This is a genomic window from Pseudomonas sp. NBRC 111139, assembly GCF_001753955.1.
GTDB lineage: Bacteria > Pseudomonadota > Gammaproteobacteria > Pseudomonadales > Pseudomonadaceae > Aquipseudomonas > Aquipseudomonas alloputida.
The window spans coordinates 90110-116172 of the sequence record NZ_BCBP01000019.1 but is presented as its reverse complement, the minus strand read 5'-3'; the positions used below and the strand labels follow the sequence as shown (position 1 = coordinate 116172).

Annotated in this window: 23 protein-coding genes; 5 read left to right on the top strand and 18 right to left on the bottom strand. The window is 59.5% G+C overall.

The features are described from left to right. Positions 1-216 precede the first annotated feature (216 nt). From BJQ17_RS04960 to BJQ17_RS04910, 11 genes are all read right to left on the bottom strand, one after another. Positions 217-2958, bottom strand: a complete 2742-nt coding sequence (locus BJQ17_RS04960; protein WP_070095633.1) for a conjugative transfer ATPase — start codon at positions 2956-2958, stop codon at positions 217-219. Continuing rightward, positions 2958-3377 carry a TIGR03751 family conjugal transfer lipoprotein gene (locus BJQ17_RS04955; protein ID WP_070095632.1) on the bottom strand — a complete coding sequence of 140 codons (420 nt, stop codon included), beginning with the start codon at positions 3375-3377 and terminating at the stop codon, positions 2958-2960. Before BJQ17_RS04955 ends, BJQ17_RS04960 begins: the two co-directional genes overlap by 1 nt. Beyond that, on the bottom strand, positions 3340-4848 hold the full coding sequence (locus tag BJQ17_RS04950; protein WP_070095631.1) for a TIGR03752 family integrating conjugative element protein: 1509 nt from the start codon (positions 4846-4848) through the stop codon (positions 3340-3342). The genes BJQ17_RS04955 and BJQ17_RS04950 overlap by 38 nt, the downstream gene beginning before the upstream one ends. After that, positions 4838-5644, bottom strand: a complete 807-nt coding sequence (locus tag BJQ17_RS04945; protein ID WP_070095630.1) for a TIGR03749 family integrating conjugative element protein — start codon at positions 5642-5644, stop codon at positions 4838-4840. Before BJQ17_RS04945 ends, BJQ17_RS04950 begins: the two co-directional genes overlap by 11 nt. Then, the gene (locus BJQ17_RS04940; protein ID WP_070095629.1) at positions 5644-6282 is read right to left on the bottom strand and encodes a PFL_4703 family integrating conjugative element protein; all 639 of its coding nucleotides are present in this window, start codon (positions 6280-6282) and stop codon (positions 5644-5646) included. Before BJQ17_RS04940 ends, BJQ17_RS04945 begins: the two co-directional genes overlap by 1 nt. Then, positions 6279-6680: a TIGR03750 family conjugal transfer protein gene (locus tag BJQ17_RS04935; RefSeq protein WP_070095628.1), complete on the bottom strand. Its 402-nt coding sequence runs from the start codon at positions 6678-6680 to the stop codon at positions 6279-6281. Before BJQ17_RS04935 ends, BJQ17_RS04940 begins: the two co-directional genes overlap by 4 nt. Positions 6681-6687: 7 nt before the next feature. After that, positions 6688-7065, bottom strand: coding sequence for a TIGR03745 family integrating conjugative element membrane protein (locus BJQ17_RS04930; RefSeq protein ID WP_070095627.1), 378 nt, complete (start codon positions 7063-7065; stop codon positions 6688-6690). Between the two features lie 15 nt (positions 7066-7080). Further along, a complete protein-coding gene (locus BJQ17_RS04925; protein WP_070095626.1) occupies positions 7081-7320 on the bottom strand; it encodes a TIGR03758 family integrating conjugative element protein in 240 nt (79 codons plus the stop codon). Continuing rightward, complete coding sequence (locus BJQ17_RS04920; protein ID WP_070095625.1) at positions 7307-7642, bottom strand: RAQPRD family integrative conjugative element protein; 336 nt, start codon at positions 7640-7642, stop codon at positions 7307-7309. Before BJQ17_RS04920 ends, BJQ17_RS04925 begins: the two co-directional genes overlap by 14 nt. Positions 7643-7852: 210 nt before the next feature. After that, on the bottom strand, positions 7853-8272 hold the full coding sequence (locus tag BJQ17_RS04915; protein WP_070095624.1) for a helix-turn-helix domain-containing protein: 420 nt from the start codon (positions 8270-8272) through the stop codon (positions 7853-7855). Positions 8273-8647: 375 nt separating this feature from the next. Further along, positions 8648-8842 carry a hypothetical protein gene (locus tag BJQ17_RS04910; protein ID WP_070095623.1) on the bottom strand — a complete coding sequence of 65 codons (195 nt, stop codon included), beginning with the start codon at positions 8840-8842 and terminating at the stop codon, positions 8648-8650. 365 nt (positions 8843-9207) lie between these two features. Here BJQ17_RS04910 and BJQ17_RS04905 point away from each other — a divergent pair, with 365 nt between their 5' ends. Next, positions 9208-9621, top strand: coding sequence for a CBS domain-containing protein (locus BJQ17_RS04905; RefSeq protein ID WP_070095622.1), 414 nt, complete (start codon positions 9208-9210; stop codon positions 9619-9621). 164 nt (positions 9622-9785) lie between these two features. Next, the gene (locus tag BJQ17_RS04900; RefSeq protein ID WP_070095621.1) at positions 9786-10523 is read left to right on the top strand and encodes a MauE/DoxX family redox-associated membrane protein; all 738 of its coding nucleotides are present in this window, start codon (positions 9786-9788) and stop codon (positions 10521-10523) included. On the opposite strand, the gene BJQ17_RS04895 is transcribed toward BJQ17_RS04900, so the two are convergent. Then, positions 10507-11865, bottom strand: a complete 1359-nt coding sequence (locus BJQ17_RS04895) for a chloride channel protein (RefSeq protein WP_070095620.1) — start codon at positions 11863-11865, stop codon at positions 10507-10509. The two genes, BJQ17_RS04900 and BJQ17_RS04895, sit on opposite strands and share 17 nt — an antisense overlap. A 131-nt stretch (positions 11866-11996) precedes the next feature. After that, positions 11997-13358 carry a Na+/H+ antiporter NhaA gene (gene nhaA, locus BJQ17_RS04890; protein WP_070095619.1) on the bottom strand — a complete coding sequence of 454 codons (1362 nt, stop codon included), beginning with the start codon at positions 13356-13358 and terminating at the stop codon, positions 11997-11999. A 297-nt stretch (positions 13359-13655) separates the two neighbouring features. On the opposite strand from nhaA, the gene BJQ17_RS04885 reads away from it, so the two are divergent. Next, entirely contained in the window at positions 13656-15629 is a 1974-nt protein-coding gene (locus tag BJQ17_RS04885) for a choline BCCT transporter BetT (protein WP_070095618.1), read from the top strand. Positions 15630-15659: 30 nt separating this feature from the next. Here the strand turns inward: BJQ17_RS04885 and BJQ17_RS04880 are convergent, their stop codons facing one another. The 4 genes from BJQ17_RS04880 to BJQ17_RS04865 form a co-directional block, all read right to left on the bottom strand. Next, entirely contained in the window at positions 15660-16076 is a 417-nt protein-coding gene (locus BJQ17_RS04880; protein ID WP_016488078.1) for a DUF1850 domain-containing protein, read from the bottom strand. Then, positions 16073-18100: a TRAP transporter permease gene (locus BJQ17_RS04875; RefSeq protein ID WP_070095617.1), complete on the bottom strand. Its 2028-nt coding sequence runs from the start codon at positions 18098-18100 to the stop codon at positions 16073-16075. The genes BJQ17_RS04880 and BJQ17_RS04875 overlap by 4 nt, the downstream gene beginning before the upstream one ends. Positions 18101-18129: 29 nt before the next feature. Further along, the gene (locus BJQ17_RS04870; RefSeq protein ID WP_070095616.1) at positions 18130-19080 is read right to left on the bottom strand and encodes a TAXI family TRAP transporter solute-binding subunit; all 951 of its coding nucleotides are present in this window, start codon (positions 19078-19080) and stop codon (positions 18130-18132) included. A 100-nt stretch (positions 19081-19180) separates the two neighbouring features. Further along, on the bottom strand, positions 19181-20635 hold the full coding sequence (locus BJQ17_RS04865) for a TrkH family potassium uptake protein (protein WP_070095615.1): 1455 nt from the start codon (positions 20633-20635) through the stop codon (positions 19181-19183). 231 nt (positions 20636-20866) lie between these two features. On the opposite strand from BJQ17_RS04865, the gene BJQ17_RS04860 reads away from it, so the two are divergent. Together BJQ17_RS04860 and BJQ17_RS04855 are read left to right on the top strand one after the other, a co-directional pair. Next, positions 20867-21979, top strand: coding sequence for a mechanosensitive ion channel family protein (locus BJQ17_RS04860; protein ID WP_070095614.1), 1113 nt, complete (start codon positions 20867-20869; stop codon positions 21977-21979). 73 nt (positions 21980-22052) lie between these two features. Next, a complete protein-coding gene (locus BJQ17_RS04855; protein WP_070095613.1) occupies positions 22053-23333 on the top strand; it encodes a DUF2254 domain-containing protein in 1281 nt (426 codons plus the stop codon). Between the two features lie 247 nt (positions 23334-23580). On the opposite strand, the gene BJQ17_RS04850 is transcribed toward BJQ17_RS04855, so the two are convergent. Then, positions 23581-26034 (bottom strand): TonB-dependent siderophore receptor, encoded by a 2454-nt coding sequence (locus BJQ17_RS04850; RefSeq protein WP_070095612.1) that lies wholly within the window; start codon positions 26032-26034, stop codon positions 23581-23583. Positions 26035-26063 lie beyond the last annotated feature (29 nt).

Here is a 26063-nt window from a genome sequence, read left to right as displayed (position 1 = left end):
AGCGCTCGGCAAGTGGCAACGGTGTGCATCCATGCGCCGAGTTGCAGCATCGCGGATCAGGCTGAGGAGGGGGACGGACAAACCGAGACTCGTACGTTCGGTTTCTTCAGTCTCCAGGGGGAGGCTGCGGTTTGTCCAAAATAACCGTAGGAGTACAAATGTACTCATGTCGATTTTTATTGATCAGCGGGCACAGAGCATCGTGTGTTCCGAGGTTCAGGACATGCCGCGCAGGCGATCGATTTCCGCTGCAATCTGCAGCGCAGCCTCCAGCTCGGACAGCTGATGCGCTTCCATCAGCCGCCAGCGCTGGGCTTTTTCCTCGGGCTCGGTCATGGCTAGGGCGAGGTACAGGCTCGGCGGGACTGCGCGAAACAGCGTCTCCAACTGCTTCGACAAGACCACGCCCTCGGTGTACTTGCCCGAGGCCTTGCTCGCCGACAGCAGCAGGGTCTTTTGTGCTGGCGTCAGCTTCTTGAACCGAGCGATCTCTTCGATTTCCGCTGGTGGCATGTTCAGGCAGATCCACCACTCGATCATGTTGAGCATGGTCTGTGCCGCATCGGGGAAGTCGGCCAGGTTCTGCGTCGCCAACCAGAACCAGGCACCGAGCTTGCGCCACATCTTGGTGCCCTTGACCACGAAGGGCGCCAGCAGGGGGTTCTTGGTGATGATGTGGCCTTCGTCAGTGACCATGATGATTGGCCGACCGAGGTACTGGTCGCGCTCGGCAAGGTTGTTCACCGTGTTCATCAGGCTGATGTAGCTGATCGACATCTGCGCTTCATAGCCCTCGCGGGCATAGGTGGCGAGGTCGACGATCGTGACATCGCTCTCCGGCCAGGGTGTGCCTGGTCGGTCAAACAGCGCACCCTCGAAGCCCTGGCAGAATAGGTCGATGGACTCGGCCATTTCTTGGGCCCGCTCGCGACGCTTGTCGGGCAGGTGGGCGTCGCTGGCCACCGTTCGAAGCGCATCACGGACATGGCGCGTCATGACCTGCTGGTTGTTGGTCGCACAGTGCCTGGCCGCGTCGAGAATGCACTCGCGGATCAGACTGCGGTCTGCCCGGGTGAGGCGCGCCTCTTCCTTGGCTTCACCTCCGGTGATCATCAGGCGGGCGGTGATCTCCAACTCGCCAAGCACATCGCGTTGCTCGTCACTGCCCGAAGCGTCTTCATCCAGGTCTTCGGTTGACAGGCTGGCGCCCTGATCGGGGCGCTCGATCAGCCGCCGAGCATCGGCGAAGGGGGCCAGGCTCAAACCGCTGCCCGGTTTGAGCTGGACCTTGTTGACGGTCAAGCCGAGGGTGGCGAAGTAGTCGCCCTGCAGGCCAAAGGAGTTGCCGGCTTCGACGATGAACAGCCGCGGTCGGTACACGGCCATGACCTGCATCAGGATCGAGACTAGGGTGGCCGACTTGCCGGCGCCGGTCGGGCCGAACAACAGCAAGTGACCATTCATGGCGCGGTCGAAGCGTGACAGGGGATCAAACGACAACGGCGCGCCACCTCGGTTGAAAAAGGTGATGCCTGGGTTGCCGGTACCGATACTGCGTCCCCACAGCGGCAGCAGGTTGGCGACATGCTGGGCAAACAACAGCCGGGTGTACCAGTTGCGTGTGTCGCGGGCGGGGTTGTAGACCATCGGCAGCCAGCGCAGGTAGCTGTTACACGCGGCGACTTCATCGCCCTCACGCACCGGCTGCAGGCCGGCACCGAGCAGCACATTGGCCGCCTGGATCGAGCGCTGGCGCAGTTGCTGTAAATCGGCGCCGCGCAGGTACAGCGCCAAGGTGCCGCGGTACAGCTTGTGCTGGCGGCCGATCAGTGCGCGCGCTTCTTCTACGTCTTGGCGAGTCTGGGTCGAGGCCAGGTTCTCGCCGATGGCTTTGCGTGCCAGGCGGTTGAGCTGCTCCTCAAGCACATCCTGGGGGGTGATGACCAAGGTCAGGCTCAGGACGGCCTGCTCGGGGAGTTGATCGAACAAGGCATTGAGCGCCTCACCCTTGCGGGTCTCGCCGGTCAGCTGGCCGATATGGGGTGGCCTGCGCAGTTTGTCTACCACCATCACGGCATGCGGCTGCTGGTCGAAGTACCACAGCCCCTGCTCGCTGTCCGAGCGTGGTTCGTGGAAGAACAATCGCTCGGCAAAGTCGTGGTCGAACGGTAGCGACAGCCCATCGCCGTCATCGGTCTCCGGGTAGGGCACGCGTCGATAGAATGCCGCTGGTGAGTCGTCCGTGAGGGTGGGGGCTGGGTTGAACCAAGGCAGCAACCAGGCGTAGAAGTCACGTCCGGTCAGCCGACGAGGATTGACCCCGCAGGCTTGCAACGAGGCCATCAAGCGGTCACAGGTCCTTCCAAACAACTGAGCGGGGTTTTGCCCGTCGTCGTCGGCCTGGTCACCGAGCCAGCGATAGACCACCAGCCGAATCCGTCGATTGCTGCCGCGCCAGGGCAGGTGCGACACAACAGGGTCGTCGAACAAGCCGCCTGGCTTGGCAATGGCATCGAGGTGGTGTTGCATCGAGGCGAGGAAAGCTGCAGTGAAGGGGGTGCCTGTCGCCCGTGGTTCAACGTACTGTGCCAGGCGCTCCAGGTACGGGGAAAAATCACTGTCGTCCTGACAGAAGAACTGCACCACCCAGGGTGCCTGGTCGAGCTCGTCGAAGCTGTCCTGCAACGCATCCTCCAACGCATCGCGCGCCGCCATCAGCCACTCGGGCTCACGGCCCTCGGTGCCGATAGGCTGCAGCTCGAACACAGCGCCCACCGAACGGTTGTCGTCGAGCAGAAAGCATTGCTCCTCCTCGAGGTATTCGACCCATGGCAGGTGGTCGGTGAAGCTGGGGTTGTGCGCATACTGGGCGGCCTCATCCGCACGCGTTGCACGCCGACGCTGTGCCACGCGCCAGGGCTGCCAGCGAGGCGGGGTGCGATCTGCATCATCAGCCATCACAGATCGTCCAGGCGTTCGCCGGGCAGCGCGTATTGGACCTTCTCGTACAGCGGGAACACGGTCGAGTAGCCGGGCACCGGCGTTTGTTGGGTACCTGCCAGATGCGGGTAGACGTACATGACCAGGTCTGGATTGGGCAGACGTGGGAACTGGGCACGAATCTCATTGGCGGCGGTGCGCGTGTAGGCATTCTGGTCCTTGACCAGGCGCTCGGGATCGAGCACCGGCCGGCGCAGTTCGCCGCGAGCCTCCTGCAACTGCTGCTGCGTGCCGACCGCGCCGCCGCTGTTCCAGATATCCAGCATGGTGTGATCGCCGTGGGGCAGCATTTCGTCCTTGCTGGTGGTGCAGCCAGCCAGGTGTAGAAACAGCAGCAGGCTAATCCAGGTCCAGTACCGAAACGGATGGGGTTTCATGATTCACTCTCCGGCCTTTGGGTTCGTAGTCGATGCTGATTTCGTGATCCAGGTGCAAGGCCACCTTGGCGCCCGGCGGGACGTAAATGGCGGCGAAGGCTTCGCCGTAGAGCTTGTTGATCCAGTCGCGAATGTCGCCGATGCCACCGCTGATGACCGAGTTCAGCGCGCTGTTGCCGCTGTTCTGCGACAACCCCAGGCTGCCGCTGGCCGAGTTGATGAATGAGGTGTTGGTCTGCTCGTTACCCAGCGCGGCCGCGAAGCCGGCACCGGCTGCGGTGATCAGGCTCTGGCTGCCGAGGTACTGCTGGGCGTTGGAGCGACGCTCACCGGCGATACAGGGAATGCCGTAAGGGTCGGAGATGTAGCCGAGGCCGCCGCGGATTTTTTCGGTGTCCGAGGTCTGGGCGCTGCTGCGGTTGCGACTGACCACCTTCTGCGGCTGTGGCACCGTGCGAACGGTGCCGTCGCTGAAGACAAAGGTGATCGACTCGACCTGGCCGCGCACGCAAGACAAGGTCCAGTCGCCGGCCGTGGTCCCGCTCATGACCGCGCCGACCACGTCGGGCAGGTCGATGCCGTTGGCGGTGAGGTTGTCCGGCCCCACCAGTACCTTGAACGGGTAGGGGTCATTCACCGTGCCGTCCACCGGCACGCGGCCAATCAGGGCCGTCATGGCGATCGAGCCCATCAGGGTCGAGTTCTCGGGGATGGTGTAGACCGGCTTGGCCCCCTCTGCCCGGTCCTGGGTGTTTTCCAGGTCGCGCTCGCCTTTGGCCACGGCGCGTAGGTGGTCCTGGCCCCGGTCGATCGCGTTGTTGTCCAGGCCATGCAGATCCTTGAACTTGGACGTCAGCGATGACAACGGTCCCTCAGCTTTGCTAGCCCCCTCTTGGCCAGCACGTGCATTGGATGGCTCGATCCATTGCACTGCATCCGCCGGCGATTGTGCCCCGGAGAATTGTTGCTCGTCACCCGGTTCGAGCCCAAAGCCCATGGGGACGTCGGACCTCGCGGTCGGCTTGTTGGTGAGCTGGTCTTTCAGCCGGGACAGCAAACCTTGGGTCTCGCGGTGCTGCTGCTCGGCCTTTTGCCGGGCATCGTTGGCCTGTTGGCGCTGCTCGGTGACCTGCTGGGTGACACTGCTCAGCGTGTTTTGAATGCGACTGTCGATATTGCCTTCGCGCGTGCGCAGCCGGTTGTTCTCGGTCTGCAGGGTCTCGTTGCCTTTCTTCAGCGACAGCATCTCGCTGCGCATCGCTTTGACCTGGCCAATCAGCGTCGCCACGGTGTCGCGCGGCGTGTCGCCGGCGATGCCGAGGGCCTTGGCCTGTTCCCGACTGAGGGCGGTATTTTCGGGATCATGGGCAGGTTGCGCATCCGGTGAAGACACCCAGGATTTGCCGATGATCAGCACAATCCCCAGCAGGACCGCCGGTACCAGCCATTTCAGCAAACCGTTAGCTTTCATGATCGGCTGCCTCCGGTGCAGGCGGTGGCAGCAGCAGTGCATGCTTCAGGTCGCCGCCTCGGGTGACGAGGTACGCCACGGTGGTGTCTTCAGGTGTGCCGGCGTGCCCCAGGTACTCGTGCTGGAAGGTGGCGGCATACAGCGTGGCCTGCAAGTGACGCGGGTCTAGCGTGACCTTGGCCGACCCACGGTTGACGATCTTCACCGCCGTCACCCAGTAATCACCCAGCCGCCAGGCGGCGAGCACCTTGATGGCCACGTGCTCGGTCGGCAGCAGTGTGCTGAAACCAGAGGAGTTGCCCAGCGGGACCCGACGCACCCCGGGCAAGGGCGCTACGGTGCGCAGCGGCGCATACAGGTTTTGCGCCGCATAGCGAGTCAGCACCACTGGTACCGGCGTCGCTGCAGGTGCTGTGTCCTTCGCGGTGTCCACGTCCGGTACCTGCGCCTGGGCCACGATCTTGACCGGCTCCAGTACCTCGCTACCCTCGAGCGCTTCGATGTCAATCAGAATGATGTCCCCCGACTTCACCGACTGCAGTTGCAATCGGGTCGGGAGGATGGCTTCCGTCGCACGTAGGTACACCGTTCCACCCACCGATTGCACGCGCAGCTTGTTGGTGATCGCACTGGGCAATCCGACCCGGACATCTTCATCCAACATAAGGATACGTTCCTGACCCACCGTTAGCGGCACGGCCAGCGGCAGGCGGTCCCAGTATTTGACCTCGACGGCGGCTGCGGCGGAACACCACCCGGCCACCGACACCAGAATCATGATCAAGACACGTATCATCACGTACCTCCAGGCAGCGTCAGCTTCTGCGGTGTGCCTTCGTAGCAGTCCAGGGCCAGGCCCCATTTGTTGTGCTCTGGGTCGACGTCGAAGCGCACCACACGCAGGGGGTAGCGCACGACCACGCGCTTCACTGGCTCGGCGGCGTAGTACTCGTCGGCGTTGAGGTCGAGCTTGACCAGCCAGCTGTGCTTATCCAACTGCTTCACCCGCAGGTCAGGATCATCGCTGTAGCCACGACCCAGTACTTCGTACACGCCGCGCACGCGACCACGCAGTTCACCTGCCGTCTTGCGGTACTCGAAGTCGCCATCGAAGAACGTCTTGCACGCCGGCGTCAGGTAGGGCTGCAGGGCAAAAATGGCGCGGTGGTAGTCGACTTCGCCATCGGTGGGCCAACGGTTGAGCTGGCCGAAGATGTACAGGGCGAATGCGTAAATGTTTTCCGGAGGCACGTCCCACCATTTCCGCGTACTGCCTGAGCGTAGATCCGGCGGCACGTGTATGGTCAGTTCGGAAGGCGCGGACTGCCAGCCGTACCACAGACTCATACACAGCAGTGCCAAGGTCGCCACGGCCAGACGCAGACTGAGGATATGCGCCTGCTGCGCATCCACCTTGTTCCGGAAGCGACTCATGGGGTGGGCCTCGCAGGTCGGCGCGTGCGTCGGACAGTCCATGGGCCGGAATGCAAGATCAGTGGCTCAGTGCCGATACCCCAGTGCACCGCCAGTTGCCACTGCAGACGTCGGTACAACCAGGTTTCGGGACGAGCACGCTTGGCCCGGCGCAGCAGTTTGCCGCCGCCAAGCAGCATGAGCGCCATGCACAGGAACATGCAGGTGGGGAGAGTAGCGATGGACACAGTGGCCACAGCCAGCGGCCCGCCCAAAACCAGCCCCAGCACGGCACCGACAATCAGGGCGACCCACATCTCGTCGTTGGTGAGGCCGCGAAGGACGACTGGATCGCGGTTTAGGCGTTCTGGCAGGAAGGTCAGTGTGCCGTCAGGTAGGGTGGCTGGGGCGTCGGACATGGCAACCTCACAGGATCGTCGCGGCTTTGGTGAGGAACCACAGAATCACCACCACCAGCAGCGCGCCGACGCCGACCACAGCACCGAGGTCCTTCCAGGTCTTGCGCTGGTTCTGCACGTCGGCATAGACGGTGAGCGAATGCCAGGCCACGCCGAGGAAGGCGAGGGTAGCGATCAGCAGCCCGAGCAGGATGCCGCCGTCGTAGGCGTAGTTCTTGATGGTGTCGATAAGCCCTGAGCCTTCGCCGCGGGAGGGCGCTTCCATGGTCGGCAGGTCAGCCCAAGCCAGCGTCGAGCTCAGCAGGACCAAACCGCCGAACAGGGCTTTTCCATAGGTAGCCCGCAGCAGGGGCAGCGGAAGGAGGCAGCGACAGGAGAGTTTCATTGCAGGTTCTCCAGATTACGACAGCATGAAAAACATCAGCACGATCAGGGCTAGAGCCAGACGCAGCGTGCTGCCGCCAAGTGCGCCGAAATTGAGATTGCCGGCCGCCCAACCGCGGTAGCCGGTCCACAGGGCCCAGGTGCACCAGAGCAACGCCAACACCAGCACCGAGGAGCGCCACAGCACCGAACTGAGCTGCGGGACAAACCCGGCCACGGCCGAGAACGCGCTGAGTTGAGCGTCAGTCATGCTCATCGGATGGGCTCGAGTGGGGTGCTTCAGCACGGTACTGACCGGCCAGCTCGACCAGGTCAGCCGGCTGCGCGCGGGAGGGCGATAAGTATTCTTGGATGCCTTCACGCACACGTTCTAGGTCTGCCGCAAACCTCGGATAGTCGAAGCGATAGCGCGTTCCAACTGCATCGTCTGAGCTGCTTTCCGCACGCTCGGCCAACTGGTCGATGGCAATGAACTGGCGTTGCACGAGCCCCAGATCCGAGCGCTCGCGACTTTCTTGCGCAACAGCCGGAAGGGTTGCTAGACAAATCACAAGCAACGGGAAGGCATACGTCCTCATGGCAGGCTCCAGAGCTATCTCTGGTCGCCACCATTACCGAGCGGGCGAGTTGAGGCACGAGTTAAAAGGATTCTTGGCCTTTCGCTTTCTGGCGACGTTGGGCAGAAGTGGGGTGAGCCTGGAGTGAGGTATTGAGGGACGATGTGGACCTGCCGGCGCTGGTGGCTTATTCCTAACGCTGTAACGAGCACCTGAAAGGCTAGTCAGTCATCAGTCGGAGAATGACAGCTCCGCCTGAATTGCGCACGGAGCGCGCGGGGGCATCTTCGGTCGAGGATTACGTGAACTGGCCGGCAAAGTGGGCTCAGCTAAACTGACCCCCAGCGTGGCCTGTAATCCTGGAATTCGACCCTCCGACTCAAGTGCTCGAATCTCGTTCCTGGTCCTGCCAAGCAACTCATTTGCCGTCTGCCCCGTATCCTCGCTCAGCGTCAATGCCAGCAGCGTCAAAGGGCTCAGTTCCAATCTCTCGCTAAGCTGATCAAGTTTGTCCAGTGTGATGCTCGATCTACCAGCCTCGAGCTTGGACAAGTAGGTACGGCTGGTTGTGTCGGAAAATCCGCGCTGGGTGATGTTGCGCTGGCTGCGTAGCACTCGAAGCACATTGGCGAACGATGATTTCAATGTCATGAAATTACCTGAGGAATGAAGCTAGTAAGTGCATTGGCGGCGACATTAGTTGGAAGCAGATCGCTCGGGCCTTCTATTTCACTCTACCATACAACCTCGAATCGCGGCTCGCTGTGCCAGTGACTATCCCGCAACCATCGCCTGATGGAGACGTTCCCATTGGACACACTCAAGCTATCTCTGCGTGATAGGCGCTCCCGTGCCCGCCTAGCAGCAGGCTTTCTTTTGCCTGCAACGCTGATTGTCTTGGCCGTGCACCGACGCTTCAGCGTAAGTAGGACGCTTGATGCGAGTCAGTTTGTTCTTGGGTCGAGTGCTCTGGCAGAATAAGATTTATTCTCCGAATTATTGGATGTCGACTCTGTAGTGCGCTATTTACTCGTGGTTCTTTTTTTGACATGCCAATTCAGCCTCCTCTTTTGTTGGGAAGCTTGGTTTTAAACGCTCTTTTTTTTGGTTGTCATATATATCGAAGCCGCCAGAAATGGTCTCTGCGTAGAAACGGGAGCCAATACGGAATGATTTTTCCTCAATAGGCACGGCTGGGATGATAACGAATCTTGGTAGCATTTTCCTCTCCCCCGAGTTCCTTCACTTCAGTCTTCAGTATTAGGCATATTTTTGGAGTGGTGGCAATTCAATTGCTACCACGTGACGAGTGGTGTAGTGCCGGACTTCTGACGTCATTTATTGAGTGGCTAATGATGATTAACTAGGGTCCGCTGTACATGCGTAGCTGCAAGCTGTGTGCGTTTCTGCCATTTTCAGTTCGGCCCCAAAGATATGCCGTTGCTATGGTCAGGCTAACGGTTCACTCTCACGGGACTCAGGCGCCATTCATCGGACAGCCGGCAATCAATCCAAACGTGCTCTCCCATGTTCGCTCTACCGTAAGGCGACGCGTGATTTTCCTATACATTCAAGAGGGAGTACTCATGAAGATCTCTGAAGTCATGACGCGGGACGTCCAAGTGGTGCCACCCAAAATGAGCCTTCGGCAAGCCGCTTCGCTCATGAGGGACATGGATGTCGGATCCTTAATCGTAGGGGACAATGACAAGATGATCGGCGTTATTACCGATCGCGATATTGTCATTCGTGGTCTTGCCAATGATCGCATTCAAGAAACTGTTGTAAGTGACATTATGAGTGAGCAGGTGCGCTATTGCTATGCCGATGACGACATAGACGCAGTCGCTCACAATATGGCTGGTGTCGAAAAGCGACGGTTACCTGTCGTTGATAGCGAGAAACGTTTGGTCGGCATTGTCTCACTAAGCAATCTTGCCAGTGCACGAAAAGACCATGTGTGTGGCGCAGTGCTCCAAGGTGTCGCCCGCCCTCATTGATTAAGGCTGATTTAAATTTGGGCGACCAGAAAGGAAGTTGAGTTAGCATAAGTGGGATATGGCCGGCTTTAGATAAGGGAGGCGGCTATATCCCAGCTATAGAGGGTTGGATCATGTGCCGCAGTACGAAATTTTAGCTGTAGTGCAAATTATGGAGAAAACCAATGGAGAGAAAAAGAGCAGAGCTTTATCGTATGGTCATGCCAGAGCATCTCTGTCCATTTGGCGTGAAGTCAAAGTATCTATTAAGCAAAGCTGGCTACTCGATTGAAGATAATTGGCTCACCAGCCGGGAGGAAACGGAAAAGTTCAAACAACGGGTAAATGTTCAGTCTACACCACAGATCTGGATAGACCAGCAACACATTGGTGGCTATGACGAATTACGTCAGTACTTGGGAAAAGGTAGCGCGAAAGGCAACCCGTACCGGCCGGTGCTGACGGTATTTGTCGCTGCGTTCCTATTGGCAAGCGCCTTGGCCTTGGTGGCATTTAATACACTGTTCACACCTTGGCTGCTACAGGGTTTTTTAGCCATCAGCATGTTTTTGTTAGCGATGCTCAAACTTCAGGATGTCGAGTCATTCAGTAATATGTTTCTGGGTTACGATCTCCTCGCTCAGCGCTGGGTACCCTATTCCTATCTGTATCCGTATGGGGAAGCGTTGGCGGGCTTACTGATGATTGCAGGGATGCTTAACGGCCTCTCTGGACCTTTGGCGATAGTGCTTGGTGGTGTGGGTACCGTCTCGGTTTTTTATGCCGTTTACATTGAAAAGCGTGAGCTCACCTGCGCCTGCGTCGGGGGTAATAGCAACGTGCCCCTCGGGGCAGTGTCACTCACTGAGAATCTGGTCATGTTTGGCATGGGGAGCTGGATGCTGCTCAAGGTTTTTCAGTAGCGATGGGCTGGATAGCGGCGGGCTCTGCAGAGGAAGGCCTAGCAGCATGAAGCTTGTCGATAATCTGCTTGGCCAAGGCATGGTAAAGCGAGACAGGTGAAACCCAACCCGAGATCGCGGTAGCCATCAGTGTGGTCGCGAGCATGGGTATGGCAAGGTCGGGGCTGTGGGTCAGTTCGAGGACTATGACGGAAGCAGTGAGCGGTGAGCGTGTCACGCCAGCAAGGTACGCCCCCATACCCAACAATGCACATGCTTGCGGGTCAATATCGGGTATCAACGACAGCAGTGGCGCGAACGCCGCGCCTATGCTCAGCGAAGGTGAAAACAGTCCGCCGGGAATGCCGGAGAGGTAGGACACGACGTTGGCCAGAAACTTCCACAGCAAGAAACTTGGATCGGTGATGGGTTGTGCCTCAAGCAGGGCGCGCGTTTCTTCATATCCGGTACCGAAAACGTGATTGCCGGAAACCAACCCCAGTATTGCCAGCGCAAAGCCGCATAGGGCCGCGAAACGGACTGGGTATTGGCTGCGCAGCGCGCAGACACGACCGAGGATGCCGTGATCGGTGGGCAGCACCAGCTTCGCGTAAAAACCTCCCAGCAACCCGCCCAGTGCTGCGCATGCAGGGACCACGCTCCAACCCCATCCAGTTGGCATCCGCCCACCGATTTCACCAAAGTAGGCATAGTGTCCCATTAGCCCCAGTGTCACGACGCCGCCAATCAGCACTGCCGTTAGCACCAGTCCGCTGAAGCGTTGCTCAAAGGTGCGGCTCAATTCCTCAATGGCAAAGACCACCCCGGCCAATGGCGTGTTGAAGGCTGCGGCAATGCCTGCGGCGCCGCCGGCGAGGATCAGCCCAGCGATCGTGCGTCGTCCATGCAGGCCCAACTGGCGGCCGAAGGCATACAAAACGGCGGCCCCGATATGAACGGTTGGGCCTTCCCGTCCTACCGAGCCCCCAACCAAGAGTGCACCGAGGGTCAGGCTCATGCGTGCAGCGGCGACTGGCAGCGAAAGCAATCTGGCGCGCAAACGGCGGGAGGGCATTTCAAGGGCGGCGATGACTTGGGGAATGCCGCTGCCTTTGGCATTCTCAAACCAGCGCTGGGTCAGCCACGCCAGCAGCGCGAAACCGAAGGGCGTGATCAGCAACGGGGACCAAGGCGCCCATTCAAGCAAGCGCCTGAACGATGCGAACGCGGCGTCGGCCAGCCACGCGAATGCCAACGCCGCCAGCCCGACCAGAAGTGCGCCGATCCAGAATGCCAGGCGTTGTCGCCATTCTCGCCAGTATGAAGTGCTGGAAGAAGGGGTGGCGGTTTTCAAATCGGCCATTGTTTGTCATGTGATGGGAACAGACAGAGAGTATGGCGTGATTTGTCGAGCGGGCATACCCGACCGAGGTGGTACTCACGCATAGTCTGGCAGGCGAGTCATCTCGCACCTGCCAGACATCCGCCGTTTTGTTATGACGTCGACCGGACCTCGCCAGTTGAAGAACGGTTGCGCATGGCGATTACACCCCACGTCAAACCCAGCGCTGCCGCGATGACAGAAGCGGACAACACCCCCAATTTTGCGGCACCGAGCGCTGCAGGATCAACGAATGCAAGGTTGGCAATGAAGATCGACATGGTAAAGCCTATGCCTGCCAAAAGACCGATCAACATGATGCCGCGCCAGTTGACTTCGGCCGGGAGTGCACACCAGCCCAATCGGACCATCAACCAGCTGACGCTGACGATTCCCAACGGTTTGCCAGCGATCAGGGCGGCGGCCACGGCCATCATTACCCAGCGTGATGTTTCGGCGGAAAGGTCAGCGCCCGACAGGCTCACCCCAGCGTTGGCCAAGGCGAACAACGGCATGATGCCAAATGCCACCCAAGGGTGCAGCAGGCCTTGTATGCGTACTACCGGAGGTACCAGTTCGCGTTGCGCTGAGCGCAGTCGTTTCAACGGGTCCATCAGATCGCTGGCATCCTTCTCGGGTGCCTTGGCATTGCCCAGCAGCTCGCTGGTAAAACGGCTGACAGCATCCAGCGGACGCTCGCGCATGGGCATCGCCGTTACTGGAGTCATCAGACCTAGCACAACACCGGCAAGCGTCGGGTGAGCACCGGTCATCAGCATACCCAGCCAGGTAATGGCGCCCGGGAGGATGTAGGCCCATGCACTACCCACGCCGATTTTTTGCAATCCCATGACCAGCAACAGACCAACCCCAGCCACCGCGAAGCCGCTGTAATCGAGGCCGCCAGAATAGAATAGGGCGATGATCAGCACTGCGATAATGTCATCGATTATCGCCAGGGCGAGCAAGAAGACGCGGACATTGGAAGGAATCGATTTGCCCAGCAGTGCCAGTACACCCACGGCAAAAGCGATGTCGGTGGCTGTTGGCACGGCCCAGCCTTGTTGTTCCTGGGGGGCATGGCCAAAACCAAGGTAAATGAGCGCAGGGACGGCCACACCGCCGATTGCCGCCGCCATCGGTAAAGCAGCTTGGCGCAGGCTGGCGAGTGCGCCTTCATGAATCTCACGACGAATCTCCATGCCTACGACCAGGAAGAAGATGGTCATCAAGCCATCGTTGATCCAGAAATGCAGGGATTTGGCGTAGATCACCGAACCGATGCCGAGTGTCAGCGGGGTGTGCCAAAGATGCTCATAACTTTCCGCCGCCGGGGAATTCGCCCAGACCAGCGCGGCGAGTGCGGCCACGAGAAGGACAATGCCGCTGACGGCTTCGATATGAAGAAAGCGTTCAAAGTTGGCAAAGGCCCGTTCGGCCAATTCCTGGGCGCGAGGTAATTCTTTCTGGGGCATAGGCGCAATGGCTCCCGCATGGCGGCCCGACCAGCGTTGTTGTTTAACCTGCCTCACTGCGCCGTGCAGCTAGCACCCGATGGCAGTCTACCCAATCATCGCGGTCAGATGAATGCTCAATTAGCGGTCAGTGGTTCAAATGGTGGGTATTTGAGATTTTTTTGCGGCGGGGGTAGGGTCTAAAGTCAACTTCGAGCGGGGAGGGGCCGCCATCAGGCACTGCATGGGCTGCTAGTCTTGAACCAAGTCGCCGTGCTCGCCCCCTGTGCTCATCGCCTTACAAGGAGAACTGCCGCAATGACTGCAGCCCCGAAACCCAGGAGCACCCTCAATCCCCCCGTTTTCTATACCAGCGCGGTTTTGATCTTTCTTCTCGTGCTGTACGCCACAGCATTCCAAGCGCATGCGCAGGCGCTGTTCGAACACGTCCAGACCTGGATCATTACCAATGCCAGTTGGTTTTACATCCTTACCGTGGCGCTGGTCTTGATCAGTGTGGTGTTCCTGGCCGTCAGTCGTTACGGTGATATTAAGTTAGGGCCCGATCACAGTGAGCCGGATTACCGGAAGAGCAGCTGGTTCGCCATGTTGTTTTCCGCCGGCATGGGCATCGGCTTGATGTTCTTCGGTGTGGCGGAGCCGGTGATGCATTTCACCACCCCTCCAGTGGGTGACCCTGGCACGGTCGCGGCGGCACGCGAAGCCATGAAGATCACGTTTTTCCACTGGGGGCTGCATGCTTGGGCGATCTACGCCATTGTTGCATTGATTCTGGCTTACTTCAGCTTCCGCAATGGGCTGCCGCTGACCCTGCGCTCGGCACTTTACCCATTGATCGGTGAACGCATCTACGGCCCGATTGGTCATGCGGTCGATATCTTCGCCATCCTCGGCACGGTGTTCGGCGTCGCGACCTCGCTGGGGTATGGGGTACTGCAGATCAACAGCGGCTTTCACCATGTGTTCGGTCTGCCGGTCAGCCCGACGGTTCAGGTCATTCTCATTGCAGCCACGTGTGGGTTGGCAACGCTTTCGGTGGCCAGTGGGCTGGATAAAGGCATTCGCATCCTGTCCGAGCTCAATTTGAGTCTGGCAGTGATATTGATGTTGTTCGTCCTGATCTTGGGGCCTACCGTGTTCCTGCTGCAGGCTTATGTACAGAATACCGGCGCTTACCTTTCGGACATCGTCAACAAGACCTTCAACCTCTACGCCTATGAACCGACTGACTGGATTGGTGGGTGGACGTTGCTGTATTGGGGCTGGTGGTTGTCTTGGTCGCCTTTCGTAGGGCTGTTCATCGCTCGCATTTCGCGTGGACGTACCATCCGTGAGTTCGTGTGTGGCGTGTTGTTCGTTCCGGCCGGTTTTACGTTGCTGTGGATGACGGTATTTGGTGATTCGGCTATCCACATGATCCTCAACGATGGGGTGAAGGACTTGGCCACTGTCGTTGGCCAAGACAGCTCATTGGCGTTATTCGCGTTCCTTGAACACTTCCCGTTTTCCACGGTGATCTCGCTGATCGCGGTACTGATGGTGGTGGTGTTCTTCGTAACCTCGGCAGACTCGGGGGCCTTGGTAGTCGATATGCTCGCGTCCTCCGGCCAAGGCCATTCCCCATTGTGGCAACGGATTTTCTGGTCGCTCAGCATCGGTGCTGTTGCCATTGCGTTGCTCTTGGCTAACGGCCTCAAAGCCTTGCAGACCGCCACCATCGCCAGCGCGTTGCCGTTCGCCGCCATTCTGTTGATTGCCATCTGGGGATTGTTCAAGGCCTTGAGCCTGGATGCTACCCGTCGCGGCTTGCGTAATCAGGCCCTTCCAGGTCCTCGGCATACCCGGCAGCACCAAGGCGGCTGGCAGCGCCGGCTGCGCAATATTGCCATGATGCCGCGCCGCGCCCATGTCACGCGCTTTATTGCCGAGGTGGTCAAGCCGGCCTGTGAAGAGGTTGCACTTGAGTTGCGCAAGCAAGGCTACGACGTCGCGGTGAATGAGCGGGATGATGGCCGCGTCACCCTCGAGCTTTCACACGCTGGGGAAGGGCGCTTTCTCTACGAAGTCCGTCCGCGTGCTTTCAACACACCCAGCTTCGTCATGCGTGATACGGAAGACGGAACCGATGGTCGCAAGTATTTCCGGGCTGAGGTGCATTTGCGTGAAGGAGGCCAGGACTATGACATCATGGGTTGGAGTCGTGACGATGTGATCGGCGATATCCTCGATCAATACGAGCGTCACCTGCATTACCTTCATGTGGTGAGTTGAGACTGGGGGTGTATTGCGCTGCACAAGGCGTCAGGGCAGTGCAGAGCGCTCGTTAGCGGGCATTGAAAGCCGGCAGGGCCAGAAGTCAACGGCGGCAACGTCCCTGGAAGGTGGACCTAGCCAGTTTGCAAGTGGCTGGCAATGGCCCTGAAAGCACAGCTCATAGTCTCCGGCTTCGGGTGTGCGCCCGGCATGCAAGGGGTTCAGAGGCGGCAGTTGGCGGTGGTAGTGCCATGTGCCATCTCGCAACGTGGCGTCATCGGGTATTTCCATGCCAGCGCCGCTGCCGCGTACGCGGGCCTCCATGAGTACCAGCCCGCTGGCGCCGACCTGGTAATCCTCTTCCCAGCGGATTTTCTCGATGCTGTGCTGCCAAGCCAGGGTGAAGTGCTCAATGGGCAGGCTGGCCCAAACCACGCCGGCGAGCCCAAGGCAGAGACCATTCATACCCTTTGCTCGGCTGTCGTGCGACTCCGCCAAACGTGCCAGCCCAATACCGCAATACCCAGGGCGAACCCGACTTCATCACTGACGGGCAAGGCCAGGATCAGGCATACACCTGCGACGAAGGCCAGTAGACGCTCCCACCAGGTCATGGACATCCGGAAGTGGCCAATCGATGCGCAGCCCCATAGCGCAACAGCAAACACGGCCTTGATCACCATGTACGAGGTGGCGCTGAGACTGTCGCCCTGCAGCATCAACGCAGGGTCGTAGACCGCCATGAATGGCACGACGAAACCAGCCAGGGCAATGCGGACCGCCCAGAAGCTGATCAGTAACCCTTTTTCCTTGGCAATGGGGGCGGCCGCGAAGCACGCCAGCGCGACCGGCGGGGTGAGGTCAGCCAGAATGCCGAAATAGAACACGAACATGTGCGAAACGATCAGTGGCACACCGAGCTCCAGCAGGGCGGGGGCGGCGATGGAACTGGTAATGATGTAGTTGGGGATGGTGGGAATGCCCATGCCTAGCACCAGGCACGTCAGCATGGTCAAGAGCAGTGACAGGAACAGGTTGTCGCGGCCGAGATCAAGGATGTACCCCGCAAAGGTCGTGGCAAGTCCGGTCAGGGAAATGACGCCGATAATGACCCCCACCAGCGCGCAGGCAATGCCCACCGGTACGGCATGCCGCGCCCCCTCCGCCAGCGCCATTACACAGCCGCGAAGGGTGGCCCTTGCGCCTTGCACGAAGACGCAGGCGAGGGCAAGCGCCGCGATCACCAGCAGGATGACGCCGATGCCCATGCGGAAGAAGCCCGAGCACAGTAGTCCCAATGCGACCCAAAAGGCCGCGCGTAGCCAGGTGCCCTGAGCGCGCAGGATGATGGCCGAGCCCAGGATGACGATAGCTGTCAGGGCCAGGCCAACCATGCCTGAATAAAGGGGCGTACGCCCCGAGAACAGCAGCGCGACCAATATCACCAGTGGCACGAGCAAGAACCAGCGTTGGCGCAACGCGTCCCAGGCACTGGGGCATTCCTCGCGGGGCAGGCCATGCAGGTGGCTGCGTTTAGCCTCCAGGTGAACCATCCAGTAAACCGAGCCGAAATACAGCAAGGCAGGGATGAGCGCAGCTTTGGCCACTTCGGCGTAGGGCACGTTGATGGTTTCCGCCATGATGAAAGCGACCGCACCCATGACCGGTGGCATCAGTTGGCTGCCCATGCTGGAGGTCGCTTCGACGCCCCCGGCAAACGCCGGCTTGTAGCCAAAACGCTTCATCAGCGGAATGGTGAACTGCCCGGTAGTCACCACGTTGGCCACTCCGGAGCCGGTGATAGTTCCCATCAGCGCCGAGGAAAATACCGCGACTTTCGCCGGGCCACCGCTACGGTGACCAAACAGGCCCATGGCAAAGTCGGTGAACAGGCGGATCATGCCCGCCTGCTCCAGAAACGCCCCAAAGAGGATGAACAGGTAGATGTACGTGGCTGAAACATACGTAGGGGTGCCATACAGCCCCTCGGTACCGAAGGACAGTTGGTTGACAATCTGGTCAACGCCGTAGCCTCGGTGCGCAAGGTCACCGGGCAGGTACTGGCCTAGGAGCCCGTAGGCCAGAAACAGGGCGCAGATCAACGGAAGCGCAACGCCCATGACTCTTCGTGCGGCTTCGAAAACCAGGCCGATCAGTAATAGGCCGACGATCAGATCGCTGCTGGTCAACTCGCCTGAGCGTTGAATAAGGTCGCCTTCGAAGTACCACTGATAGGCGGCCGTCGTCATTCCTGCAATCCCCAATAGCCAGGCAAGCGGTTGCCAAGGCCGGTGGTGACCGACTACCGGGTAGCTTAGGAATACGACCAACAGCAGGAAGCCCACGTGCACCGATCGCAATACCTGGGTGGAGATGAGTGGGAAGGCCGCGGTGGCGACCTGAAAGATTGAAAACGCCAACGCCACCGCGAATAGAGTTGCGGGCCAGCGGTCGGTACTGGCGTGAAGGCCGTGCGACGATTCGCTCATGGAGTGCTCCCACTTTGCGCGACAAAGGATCAGGGGAGCAGGTTTTTCTCTTTGAAATAGCGTTCAGCGCCAGGGTGGAGCGGGATCGGCAAATTCTTGGCTGCATTCTCAGCTTGGATATCTTTCGCTGCCGCATGAGATGTGACCAAGCGTGGCAGATTCTCGAAGATCGATTTGGTCATCTGGTAGGCCAGGTCGTCGCTCAGGTCCGCCCGGGTGACCAGAATGTTGGTGATGGCTACCGTTGGCACTTCCATCCCTTGGCCGTCATAGGAATTGGCCGGAATGGTGGCCGCTTGGTAAGCGGAATTGCCGATTTTCTTCACGACGTCGGCCGGGATGGGCACGAACACCACCGGCAGTGTCGCCGCCAGGTCACGGATAGCTGCCTGGCCGAGGCCCGAAGACTGCAGAGTGGCATCCAACTGACGATTCTTGATCAGTTCGACGGACTCTGCGTAAGGCAGGTATTCGACCTTGCCCATATCCTGGTAAGTGAGCCCCGCTGCCCTGAAGATGGCCCGTGCGTTGAGCTCCGTGCCTGATTTAGGTGCTCCGACCGAAATGCGCTTGCCCTTGAGGTCCTCAAGCGATTTGATCCCCGATTCCTGGCTGGCGACGATCTGGATGTAATTGGGGTACGTTCCGGCAATGGCCCGGAGTTTCTTCAGCGGGGCCTTGAAACCGGCCTCGGCGTCACCTTTCCAGGCATCTGCCACCGAGTCGCCCAAGGCGAATGCCAGTTCACCGCGGCCAGCTTGCAGCAAGTTGAGATTTTCTACCGATGCCTTGGTGGCCTGAACTGTAGTCTTGCTGCCTTCGATCTCATGGCTGTAGATCTGCGAGATACCGACGCCGACGGGATAGTAGACGCCGCTGGTTCCCCCTGTAAGGATATTGATGAAGGTGGGGGCAGCCTGGGCTGTGGCGCAAGCGGCTAAAACAGTGCTGGCCAATGCCAGGCGAAGGGCTCGGTTCATGGCGTCGTTCTCCAGTTGTTGTTTTTATCCTGCGCATAAACCTAGATCGAATCTGCCGTGCTTGCCCATCTTTTGGCCCTGAACCGGTCGCTGTAAATGCCTAGAACCGCCAAAATGCAGGTGCCACGAGCACCAATACGGTGAGGATTTCAAGGCGACCCAGGAGCATGCCGAGGGTCAACAACCATTTCGCCGAGTCGGGCAGCGAGGCAAAGTTGCCGGCTGGTCCAATCACCGTGCCCAGGCCTGGACCGACGTTGCACACGGCCGTGGCCGCAGCACTCAAGGCAGTGGTCCAGTCGAGCCCGATCAGGGACAGTAGCAGGGCAATCACTGCAATCGTGATGGAGAAGAAGAACGAAAAGGTCAGTAGCGAACGCACGATCTCCTCGTCAATGGGGTGGCCATTGTATTTCTTCGAGATTGTCGCCCGAGGGTGAATCAACTGCTTCAGGCTGCTGATCAGCAGCGATGCAGCCACTTGGAAACGGAAAATTTTCAAGCCGCCGGCCGTAGATCCTGAGCACCCTCCGATGAACGTCAGGTAGAAAAACAACAGTACGGAAAAGCTGCCCCACAGCGTGTAGTCACCAACCGCGATACCCGTTGTGGTAACCACTGACGTGACATTGACCGCAACGATTCGTAAGGCATCCCACCATGACAGACCGCTGTGCCAACACAACCAACTACCCACCAAGATCCACGCAACCACGAGAAAACCCAGAAATCCCTGTACCTGATGGTCCTTGATCAGGGCGCGACGATGGCCCCGCAATGTCGCCACATACAGTGTGAAGGGCAGACTGCCGAGAATCATGATCACGACGGCTACCCAATGCACCGCAGGCTGCGTCCAATGCCCGAGTGACGCATCCGAGGTCGAGAAGCCGCCCGTCGAAATCAATGACATCGAATGATTGATGGCTTCGAATGGGGTCATACCTGCAACCCATAGGGCCAGGGTGGCGAAAGCGGTTAGTCCCAGGTAAATCACAAGGATCATCTTCGCCGCAACATGCGAGCGTGGCGTGACCTTGTCCGACCAGTCTGAGGACTCGGTCTGGAAAAGACGCATGCCACCTACACGCAACAGTGGCAGCACAGCCACAGCCATACCGATAAAGCCGATTCCCCCAAGCCAATGGAGCAGAGAGCGCCAGATCAGCAACCCGGGTGACGCACTGTCAAGGCCGGTCAATACCGTGGAGCCGGTTGTCGTGATGCCCGACATGGTCTCGAAGAACGCATCCGTATAGCTGATGTGCCGAATGAACACCATGGGCAAGGCTGCGAAGGCACATACCACGACCCAGCTCGCGGTTGTGAGCAGATACATGTCCCTGGACCGTATCTGCGGCGCATCAGGAAGCCCCCTGGCGATCAACGAGAGTCCCGCGCACAGGGCAATCAGGCTCGACCAGGCGAACGCTCCAAGATCGTCGTTGCGCCCATACACCAGCAAAGTCGTCATAGGTATGACCATGCTGATGGACAAGGTGATCAGGAACACGCCGATGATGAAGCCGATGAAACGCAGTGCAGGGAGTGGCATCGAAAAAAACTCATAGGTGTGATGCCGGGCAGTATCGACGGCGTAACGGCGATGTCGAGTAAAAAAACCGTAAAGGCCCAGAGCTCAATGGTAATCCCTTGGCTAGCGCGGCGCGGGAGAAAGAGACAGGCCAGCGCGCTAGCGGGAAGATCCGATCGACCTCTGAGGCCAGCTTGCCGTCAGAGACAGAACAGATCCCGCTCATTCGACGAAATCAGGAGGCTTTCACTCATGTACGAGCGCATCATGGATTTGATCACAGGCAATACGGTTTTCGGCATATCGGTGCTCAACCTGTTGCTGGCGCTAGGTGTTGCTGCAATCACATTCACGGTGTCACGGGCTGCAATCGGCTTCATGCAACGCCGGGTCAGCGCTGTTGGGAGCGTCGGCCAGGTATTGGTAAAGGTTCTGGCAGGTACCAGCAACCTCCTGTTGCTGCTGGCTTCGTTGCTGGTGGGGCTGGGGATGCTCGATTTGCCAGAACGATGGCTGACCAGGGTCAGCAGTTTGTGGTTTGTGGTCGCCGCACTGCAGATTGGCTTGTGGCTCAATCGCGCCATTGCCCTGGGGCTGGTCCATTATTTCTCGCGCCATGGCGGGCAGGGGCTCTATCAAGGCAGTGCGTTGGCGACTTTGTCGGCCTGGGGCGCGCGCGTATTGTTGTGGTCGGTAGTCGTGCTGGCAATGTTGTCCAACCTGGGCGTGAACATTACCGCCTTCGTTGCCAGCTTGGGGGTGGGCGGCATCGCTGTAGCACTGGCAGTACAGAATATTCTCGGCGATCTTTTCGCTTCGCTGTCAATCGCCGTCGATAAGCCGTTCGAGGTGGGAGACTTCATCGTGATTGGGCCATTGGCGGGGACAGTTGAGCACGTGGGGCTGAAAACGACCCGTATTCGCAGCCTGGGGGGTGAGCAGATCGTCATGGCCAATGCGAGCATGATCAGCAGCACCATACAGAACTACAAGCGTCTTCAGGAGCGGCGCATCGTCTTCGAATTCGGCCTGTCCTACGACACCCCCACTGAGGCTGTGAAAAAAGCGCCCGTCATCGTGGAAGAGATCATCAAGTCTCAGGACCAGGTACGCTTCGACCGTGCCCACCTGCGTGGCTTTGGAAAGGAGGCGTTGGAGTTCGAATGCGTTTACATCGTTCAGGATCCTGGCTACAACCTGTATATGGATATTCAGCAGGCTATCAATTTCCGGCTGCTTGAGTGTTTTTCCCGAATTGGCGCCAGGTTCGCGTTGCCGGTGCGCTCCATCAAGGTCACGGCTTTACCAGAGCAGGCCGATACGCCGGTGCAGCAGCGTGGTAGCCACGGTTATGGGCGAGGTTGATGGGCAGATTCAATGACGGTGGGGGCGGGAAACTGAGCGCGCTGACGGCGTGGGCTGCCAGGCGGGCCTACGGATGATGGCGCGCTGGCGTTGGATCGCTGTTCGAGTCACTAAGCGACTATGGTTCCGGGCGACTTTGTTTTCGCTGCTCGGCGTGGCGACAGCCTTGATTGCGGTGGTGTTGAAAGACTTCATTCCTGCGTCCTTGCCCGCTCGGATAGGCGCGGACGCTGTCGACAAGATCCTCGGCATCATTGCCTCCAGCATGTTGGCGGTCACCATCTTTTCCTTGAGTACCATGGTGGCGGCATACGGTGCGGCCAGCACGGGGGTAACGCCTCGTGCCACGACGCTGGTGATGGAGGATACGACCACGCACAATGCGCTGGCCACGTTTATCGGCTCGTTCCTGTTCAGCCTGGTCGGGCTGATTGCTTTGAGTACGGGCGTCTATGGTGATCAAGGGCGTGTCTTGCTGTTCGCGGTAACCATCGCAGTTGTCATCCTGATCGTTTATACCTTGCTGCGCTGGATCGATCACCTCTCCAGGCTCGGGCGGGTAGGTGAGACGATCGACCGCGTCGAGAGGGCTGCGATAGAGGCTATCGAGCATCGGGCCAAATGGCCTTACCTGGGGGGCTCTGCATACCCGCCAGGCATGGTTTTCCCTCCTGCTGCCCAGCGTTTGGTCAGTCATCGAACCGGTTACGTTCAGCACATTGATGTGGAGGCGTTGGCAGCCATCACCCAGCGGCACAACGTTATGATCTATATGGAGGTATTGCCTGGCACATTCGTCTACCCAGGAGCACCGCTTGCGACCGTCGTGGCGCAACCCGGCCAGGACGTACGAGGGGTGGCGGCCTTCGAGCTTGACGTACATGCAGCCATTACGGTGGGCACCCGTCGGACGTTCGAGCATGACCCGCGCTTCGGCCTGTCAGTGCTGTCCGAGATCGCTTCCAGAGCGTTGTCGCCTGCAGTCAATGACCCCGGCACTGCGATCGATGTCATCGGTCGAGGTGTCAGGTGCTTGTCGCACTGGGGGCGGCCTCAGGCGCTGGCTCCGTCTCATGGAGACTGTGCCCACGTTTATCTGCACGGTATTGTGGTCGAGGATTTGTTCGATGATTTCTTCGGGCCGATCGCTCGAGACGGGGCGGCGCTGCAGGAGGTGAATATACGACTGCTCAAGGCGTTGTTGAGCCTGGCTCAAATCAATCCACGGCTGTTTGAAGGCAGTGCGAGCAGGCATGCAGAGCGGCTGCTCTTTCTTGCCCATGCCGCGCTCGTGCTTGAGGCGGAAAAGGCGCAGTTGGTCAAACTGGCTGAGCCGTTTCATGCCAAGTGTTAGCCTTGAAATGTGTAGGCTCGACTGGACGGGTTACAGCTTTCTTCCTGATGAGAAGCTCGTCCCGCATCTGCAACACGGCTTGTGTCGAGTATTAGCCTCGGCGGCCTTCCCGTGCATCCATATTGGTGTTTAACGCACGGTGTATCTTACATGGCGCAGTCAACGTTGGCTGCGCCCGGTACTGGCAAGCTAGCTCTCCATATCCGTTTCCATCTCGGGGCAACTTTTAACCCTGTTGCATTTCAGGTCACCACCGGAAAGTCAGGCTGCCAATCACTGTACGGCGGTTCCCGTAGAATACGGTTTGCTCATAGAACCCCGGGGTGAAATAGCGCTTGTCGAACAGGTTGCTTGCGCTCAGGTCCACCGAAACCCCTTGAAGGTCCTCGCTCAGGTGCGCCAGGTCATAGCGCACGCTGGCGTCGGTGAGGGTGTAATGAGGGACTTTGACAGTGTTCTTGGCGTTGTACGAGGACCCGACATAACGCTGCCCGACACCCATGCCCAGCCCCTCCAGCGGGCCGGCCTGCACGGTGTAGTCAAGCCACAGCGAGGCGGTGTTGCGGGGCACCGAGATCGGCACGTTGCCCTCAAGGCTGTAGGCGGCGGCGCCAGTGCCCACGGGATTGGCCTTGGTCACCTCGGCGTCGACGTAGGCGTACGAAGCGATCAGGTCCAGGCCGCGGCTCAGCTCGGCCTTGCCTTCGAGTTCGATGCCACGCGAGCGCTGCTCGCCGGTCTGCACCTGAAAGCTGGGGTTGGTCGGGTCGGTGGTGGTGACATTCTTCTGGGTCAAGTCATAAGCCGAGAGGGTGATGAAGCTGTTGTAGCCAGGCGGCTCGTACTTGATACCGACTTCGTACTGCTCCCCCTCGGTGGGCTTGAAGTAGCTGCCATCCTGAGCCGTACCCGAGGTCGGCTGGAAGGAGGTGCTGTAGCTGGCGTAGGGGGTGATGCCGTTGTCGAACAGATAGGCCAGGCCCACGCGACCGGTGAACTTGTGGTCCTTCTGTACGCTGCGGGTGTCGTTCAGGTAGCTGTACTCGCGCCCCTCGACCCAGTCCTTGCGCCCGCCCAGGGTCAGGCGCCACTGGTTCAGGCTGAGCATGTCCTGGACATAAACGCCTTTTTGCGACACAACGCTCTTGCCGTCCGTCTGCAACGCGCTGTTCCAGGTCGGGCTGGCATTGTAGACCGGGTCGAAGATATCGACGGTCTGGTTGGCGGCGACGCCCCGACGCGACTCACGGCCCGAATAGTGGCCGTAGTCGAAGCCCACCAGCACATCGTGGCCAATGGCGCCGGTGTCGAAGTGGCCGCTCAGGTTATTGTCGAGCAGGAACGTATCGGTTTTCTTCGGGCGTTTCTGGTAGCCGAAGGTGTAAGTCCGGCCGTCGGCACCCAGTTGGCCGCTGTTGCGAGCACCGTTGCTGATGTAGTCGACGTCGACCTTCATGTAGCGGGCGTTCTGGGTGAATTTCCAGTCGTCATTCAGCTGGCGCTCGAAGAGGTAGCCGAGCGAGGTGTTCTCCACCTCGTTCTTGCTCACGTGCGGATCGCCCAGGTAAGTACTCGACGGGATGTGGCCGAAGGGCGTGCTGGTCAGCGTACCGTTCACCGGGAAGCTCTGTTCGGCGCCACCCTTGCGGGTCTTCAGGTAGCTGGCCAGGAGCGTAATGCTGGTGTCCTCGTCAGGCTTCCAGGTCAGCGACGGAGCGATATAGGTGCGGTCGTCCGGCGAATGATCGACCTGGGTACCGCTGTCACGCTTGAGCGCCACCAGGCGGTAGCTGAATTTGCCCTCGTCATCCAGTCGGCCACCGAGGTCCAGGGCAGTCTGCTGGCGATCGAAGCTGCCGCCCTGGACCTGGATCTCGTGAATGGGTTCGTCGGTGGGCCGCTTGCTGGTCAGGTTGACCATGCCGCCAGGCGCCATTTGGCCGTACAGCACCGACGCCGGGCCCTTGATTACATCGATGCGTTCCAGGCCGTAGGTTTCGAAGTCGGTGTCGTACTGGTTGAAGCCGCTGCGCAGGCCGTCCTTGTACACCCCGAACAGGTTGAACGAACGGAAACCGCGCATGTAGATATCCGGTGCCCCCTGCCCGCCCACGTAGTCAATCGCGCGAATGCCCGGGGTGTAGGCCACGGCGCTGTTGAAGTCCTGCACACCGCGCTTGTTCATCTCGTCGCGGGTGATCACCGAGATCGACTGCGGCACTTCACTGATGGCGGCATTGGTCTTGGTGCCGACCGAGGAGCGGTTGGCGACGATACCGTCGATGGGGCCGGTAATACTCTGTTCAGCGCGGCCGTTGATGGTCGAGACCGGAAGCGTCATACCGCCATCCACGCCCGCCTGGCGCTGCAGCGTGTAGCTGCCATTGGGCAGCGCGATCGCCGTCAAGCCCGTACCCGAAAGCAGCACGGCCAGGCCGGCGTCGACACTGTAGTCACCGCGAAGCCCTTGGCTGTGCAGGCCTGCGACCTGATCGGCGGGGTACGACAGCAGCAGGTTGCTTTCGTGGCCAAAGCGATTGAGCACATCGCGCAAGATGCCAGCGGGTATGTCGTAGCTGCGGCTGGTAGGCGCCGCACTGACGATACCGGCACCCGACAGCAAGCCGACACCAGCAAGCGAGGGGACCAGGCTGCTGGCCATGGCGAAGGTCAGCGCCCGAAGGCGAAGGGGGTGATTCATGCCGTGCTCCACAAGAATGATCGAGGTCT

Coding starts and splice junctions, on each gene's coding strand:
- BJQ17_RS04950 (WP_070095631.1), bottom strand. CDS start 4,848: ATGAAAGCTAACGGTTTGCTGAAATGGCTGGTACCGGCGGTCCTGCTG.
- BJQ17_RS04880 (WP_016488078.1), bottom strand. CDS start 16,076: ATGAATGGTCTCTGCCTTGGGCTCGCCGGCGTGGTTTGGGCCAGCCTG.
- BJQ17_RS04935 (WP_070095628.1), bottom strand. CDS start 6,680: ATGTCCGACGCCCCAGCCACCCTACCTGACGGCACACTGACCTTCCTG.
- BJQ17_RS04940 (WP_070095629.1), bottom strand. CDS start 6,282: ATGAGTCGCTTCCGGAACAAGGTGGATGCGCAGCAGGCGCATATCCTC.
- BJQ17_RS04960 (WP_070095633.1), bottom strand. CDS start 2,958: ATGGCTGATGATGCAGATCGCACCCCGCCTCGCTGGCAGCCCTGGCGC.
- BJQ17_RS04850 (WP_070095612.1), bottom strand. CDS start 26,034: ATGAATCACCCCCTTCGCCTTCGGGCGCTGACCTTCGCCATGGCCAGC.
- BJQ17_RS04945 (WP_070095630.1), bottom strand. CDS start 5,644: ATGATACGTGTCTTGATCATGATTCTGGTGTCGGTGGCCGGGTGGTGT.
- BJQ17_RS04870 (WP_070095616.1), bottom strand. CDS start 19,080: ATGAACCGAGCCCTTCGCCTGGCATTGGCCAGCACTGTTTTAGCCGCT.
- BJQ17_RS04925 (WP_070095626.1), bottom strand. CDS start 7,320: ATGAGCATGACTGACGCTCAACTCAGCGCGTTCTCGGCCGTGGCCGGG.
- BJQ17_RS04895 (WP_070095620.1), bottom strand. CDS start 11,865: ATGGCCGATTTGAAAACCGCCACCCCTTCTTCCAGCACTTCATACTGG.
- BJQ17_RS04915 (WP_070095624.1), bottom strand. CDS start 8,272: ATGACATTGAAATCATCGTTCGCCAATGTGCTTCGAGTGCTACGCAGC.
- BJQ17_RS04920 (WP_070095625.1), bottom strand. CDS start 7,642: ATGAGGACGTATGCCTTCCCGTTGCTTGTGATTTGTCTAGCAACCCTT.
- BJQ17_RS04860 (WP_070095614.1), top strand. CDS start 20,867: ATGTACGAGCGCATCATGGATTTGATCACAGGCAATACGGTTTTCGGC.
- BJQ17_RS04875 (WP_070095617.1), bottom strand. CDS start 18,100: ATGAGCGAATCGTCGCACGGCCTTCACGCCAGTACCGACCGCTGGCCC.
- BJQ17_RS04930 (WP_070095627.1), bottom strand. CDS start 7,065: ATGAAACTCTCCTGTCGCTGCCTCCTTCCGCTGCCCCTGCTGCGGGCT.
- BJQ17_RS04900 (WP_070095621.1), top strand. CDS start 9,786: ATGGAGAGAAAAAGAGCAGAGCTTTATCGTATGGTCATGCCAGAGCAT.
- BJQ17_RS04865 (WP_070095615.1), bottom strand. CDS start 20,635: ATGCCACTCCCTGCACTGCGTTTCATCGGCTTCATCATCGGCGTGTTC.
- BJQ17_RS04885 (WP_070095618.1), top strand. CDS start 13,656: ATGACTGCAGCCCCGAAACCCAGGAGCACCCTCAATCCCCCCGTTTTC.
- nhaA (WP_070095619.1), bottom strand. CDS start 13,358: ATGCCCCAGAAAGAATTACCTCGCGCCCAGGAATTGGCCGAACGGGCC.
- BJQ17_RS04855 (WP_070095613.1), top strand. CDS start 22,053: ATGATGGCGCGCTGGCGTTGGATCGCTGTTCGAGTCACTAAGCGACTA.
- BJQ17_RS04905 (WP_070095622.1), top strand. CDS start 9,208: ATGAAGATCTCTGAAGTCATGACGCGGGACGTCCAAGTGGTGCCACCC.
- BJQ17_RS04910 (WP_070095623.1), bottom strand. CDS start 8,842: ATGCTACCAAGATTCGTTATCATCCCAGCCGTGCCTATTGAGGAAAAA.
- BJQ17_RS04955 (WP_070095632.1), bottom strand. CDS start 3,377: ATGAAACCCCATCCGTTTCGGTACTGGACCTGGATTAGCCTGCTGCTG.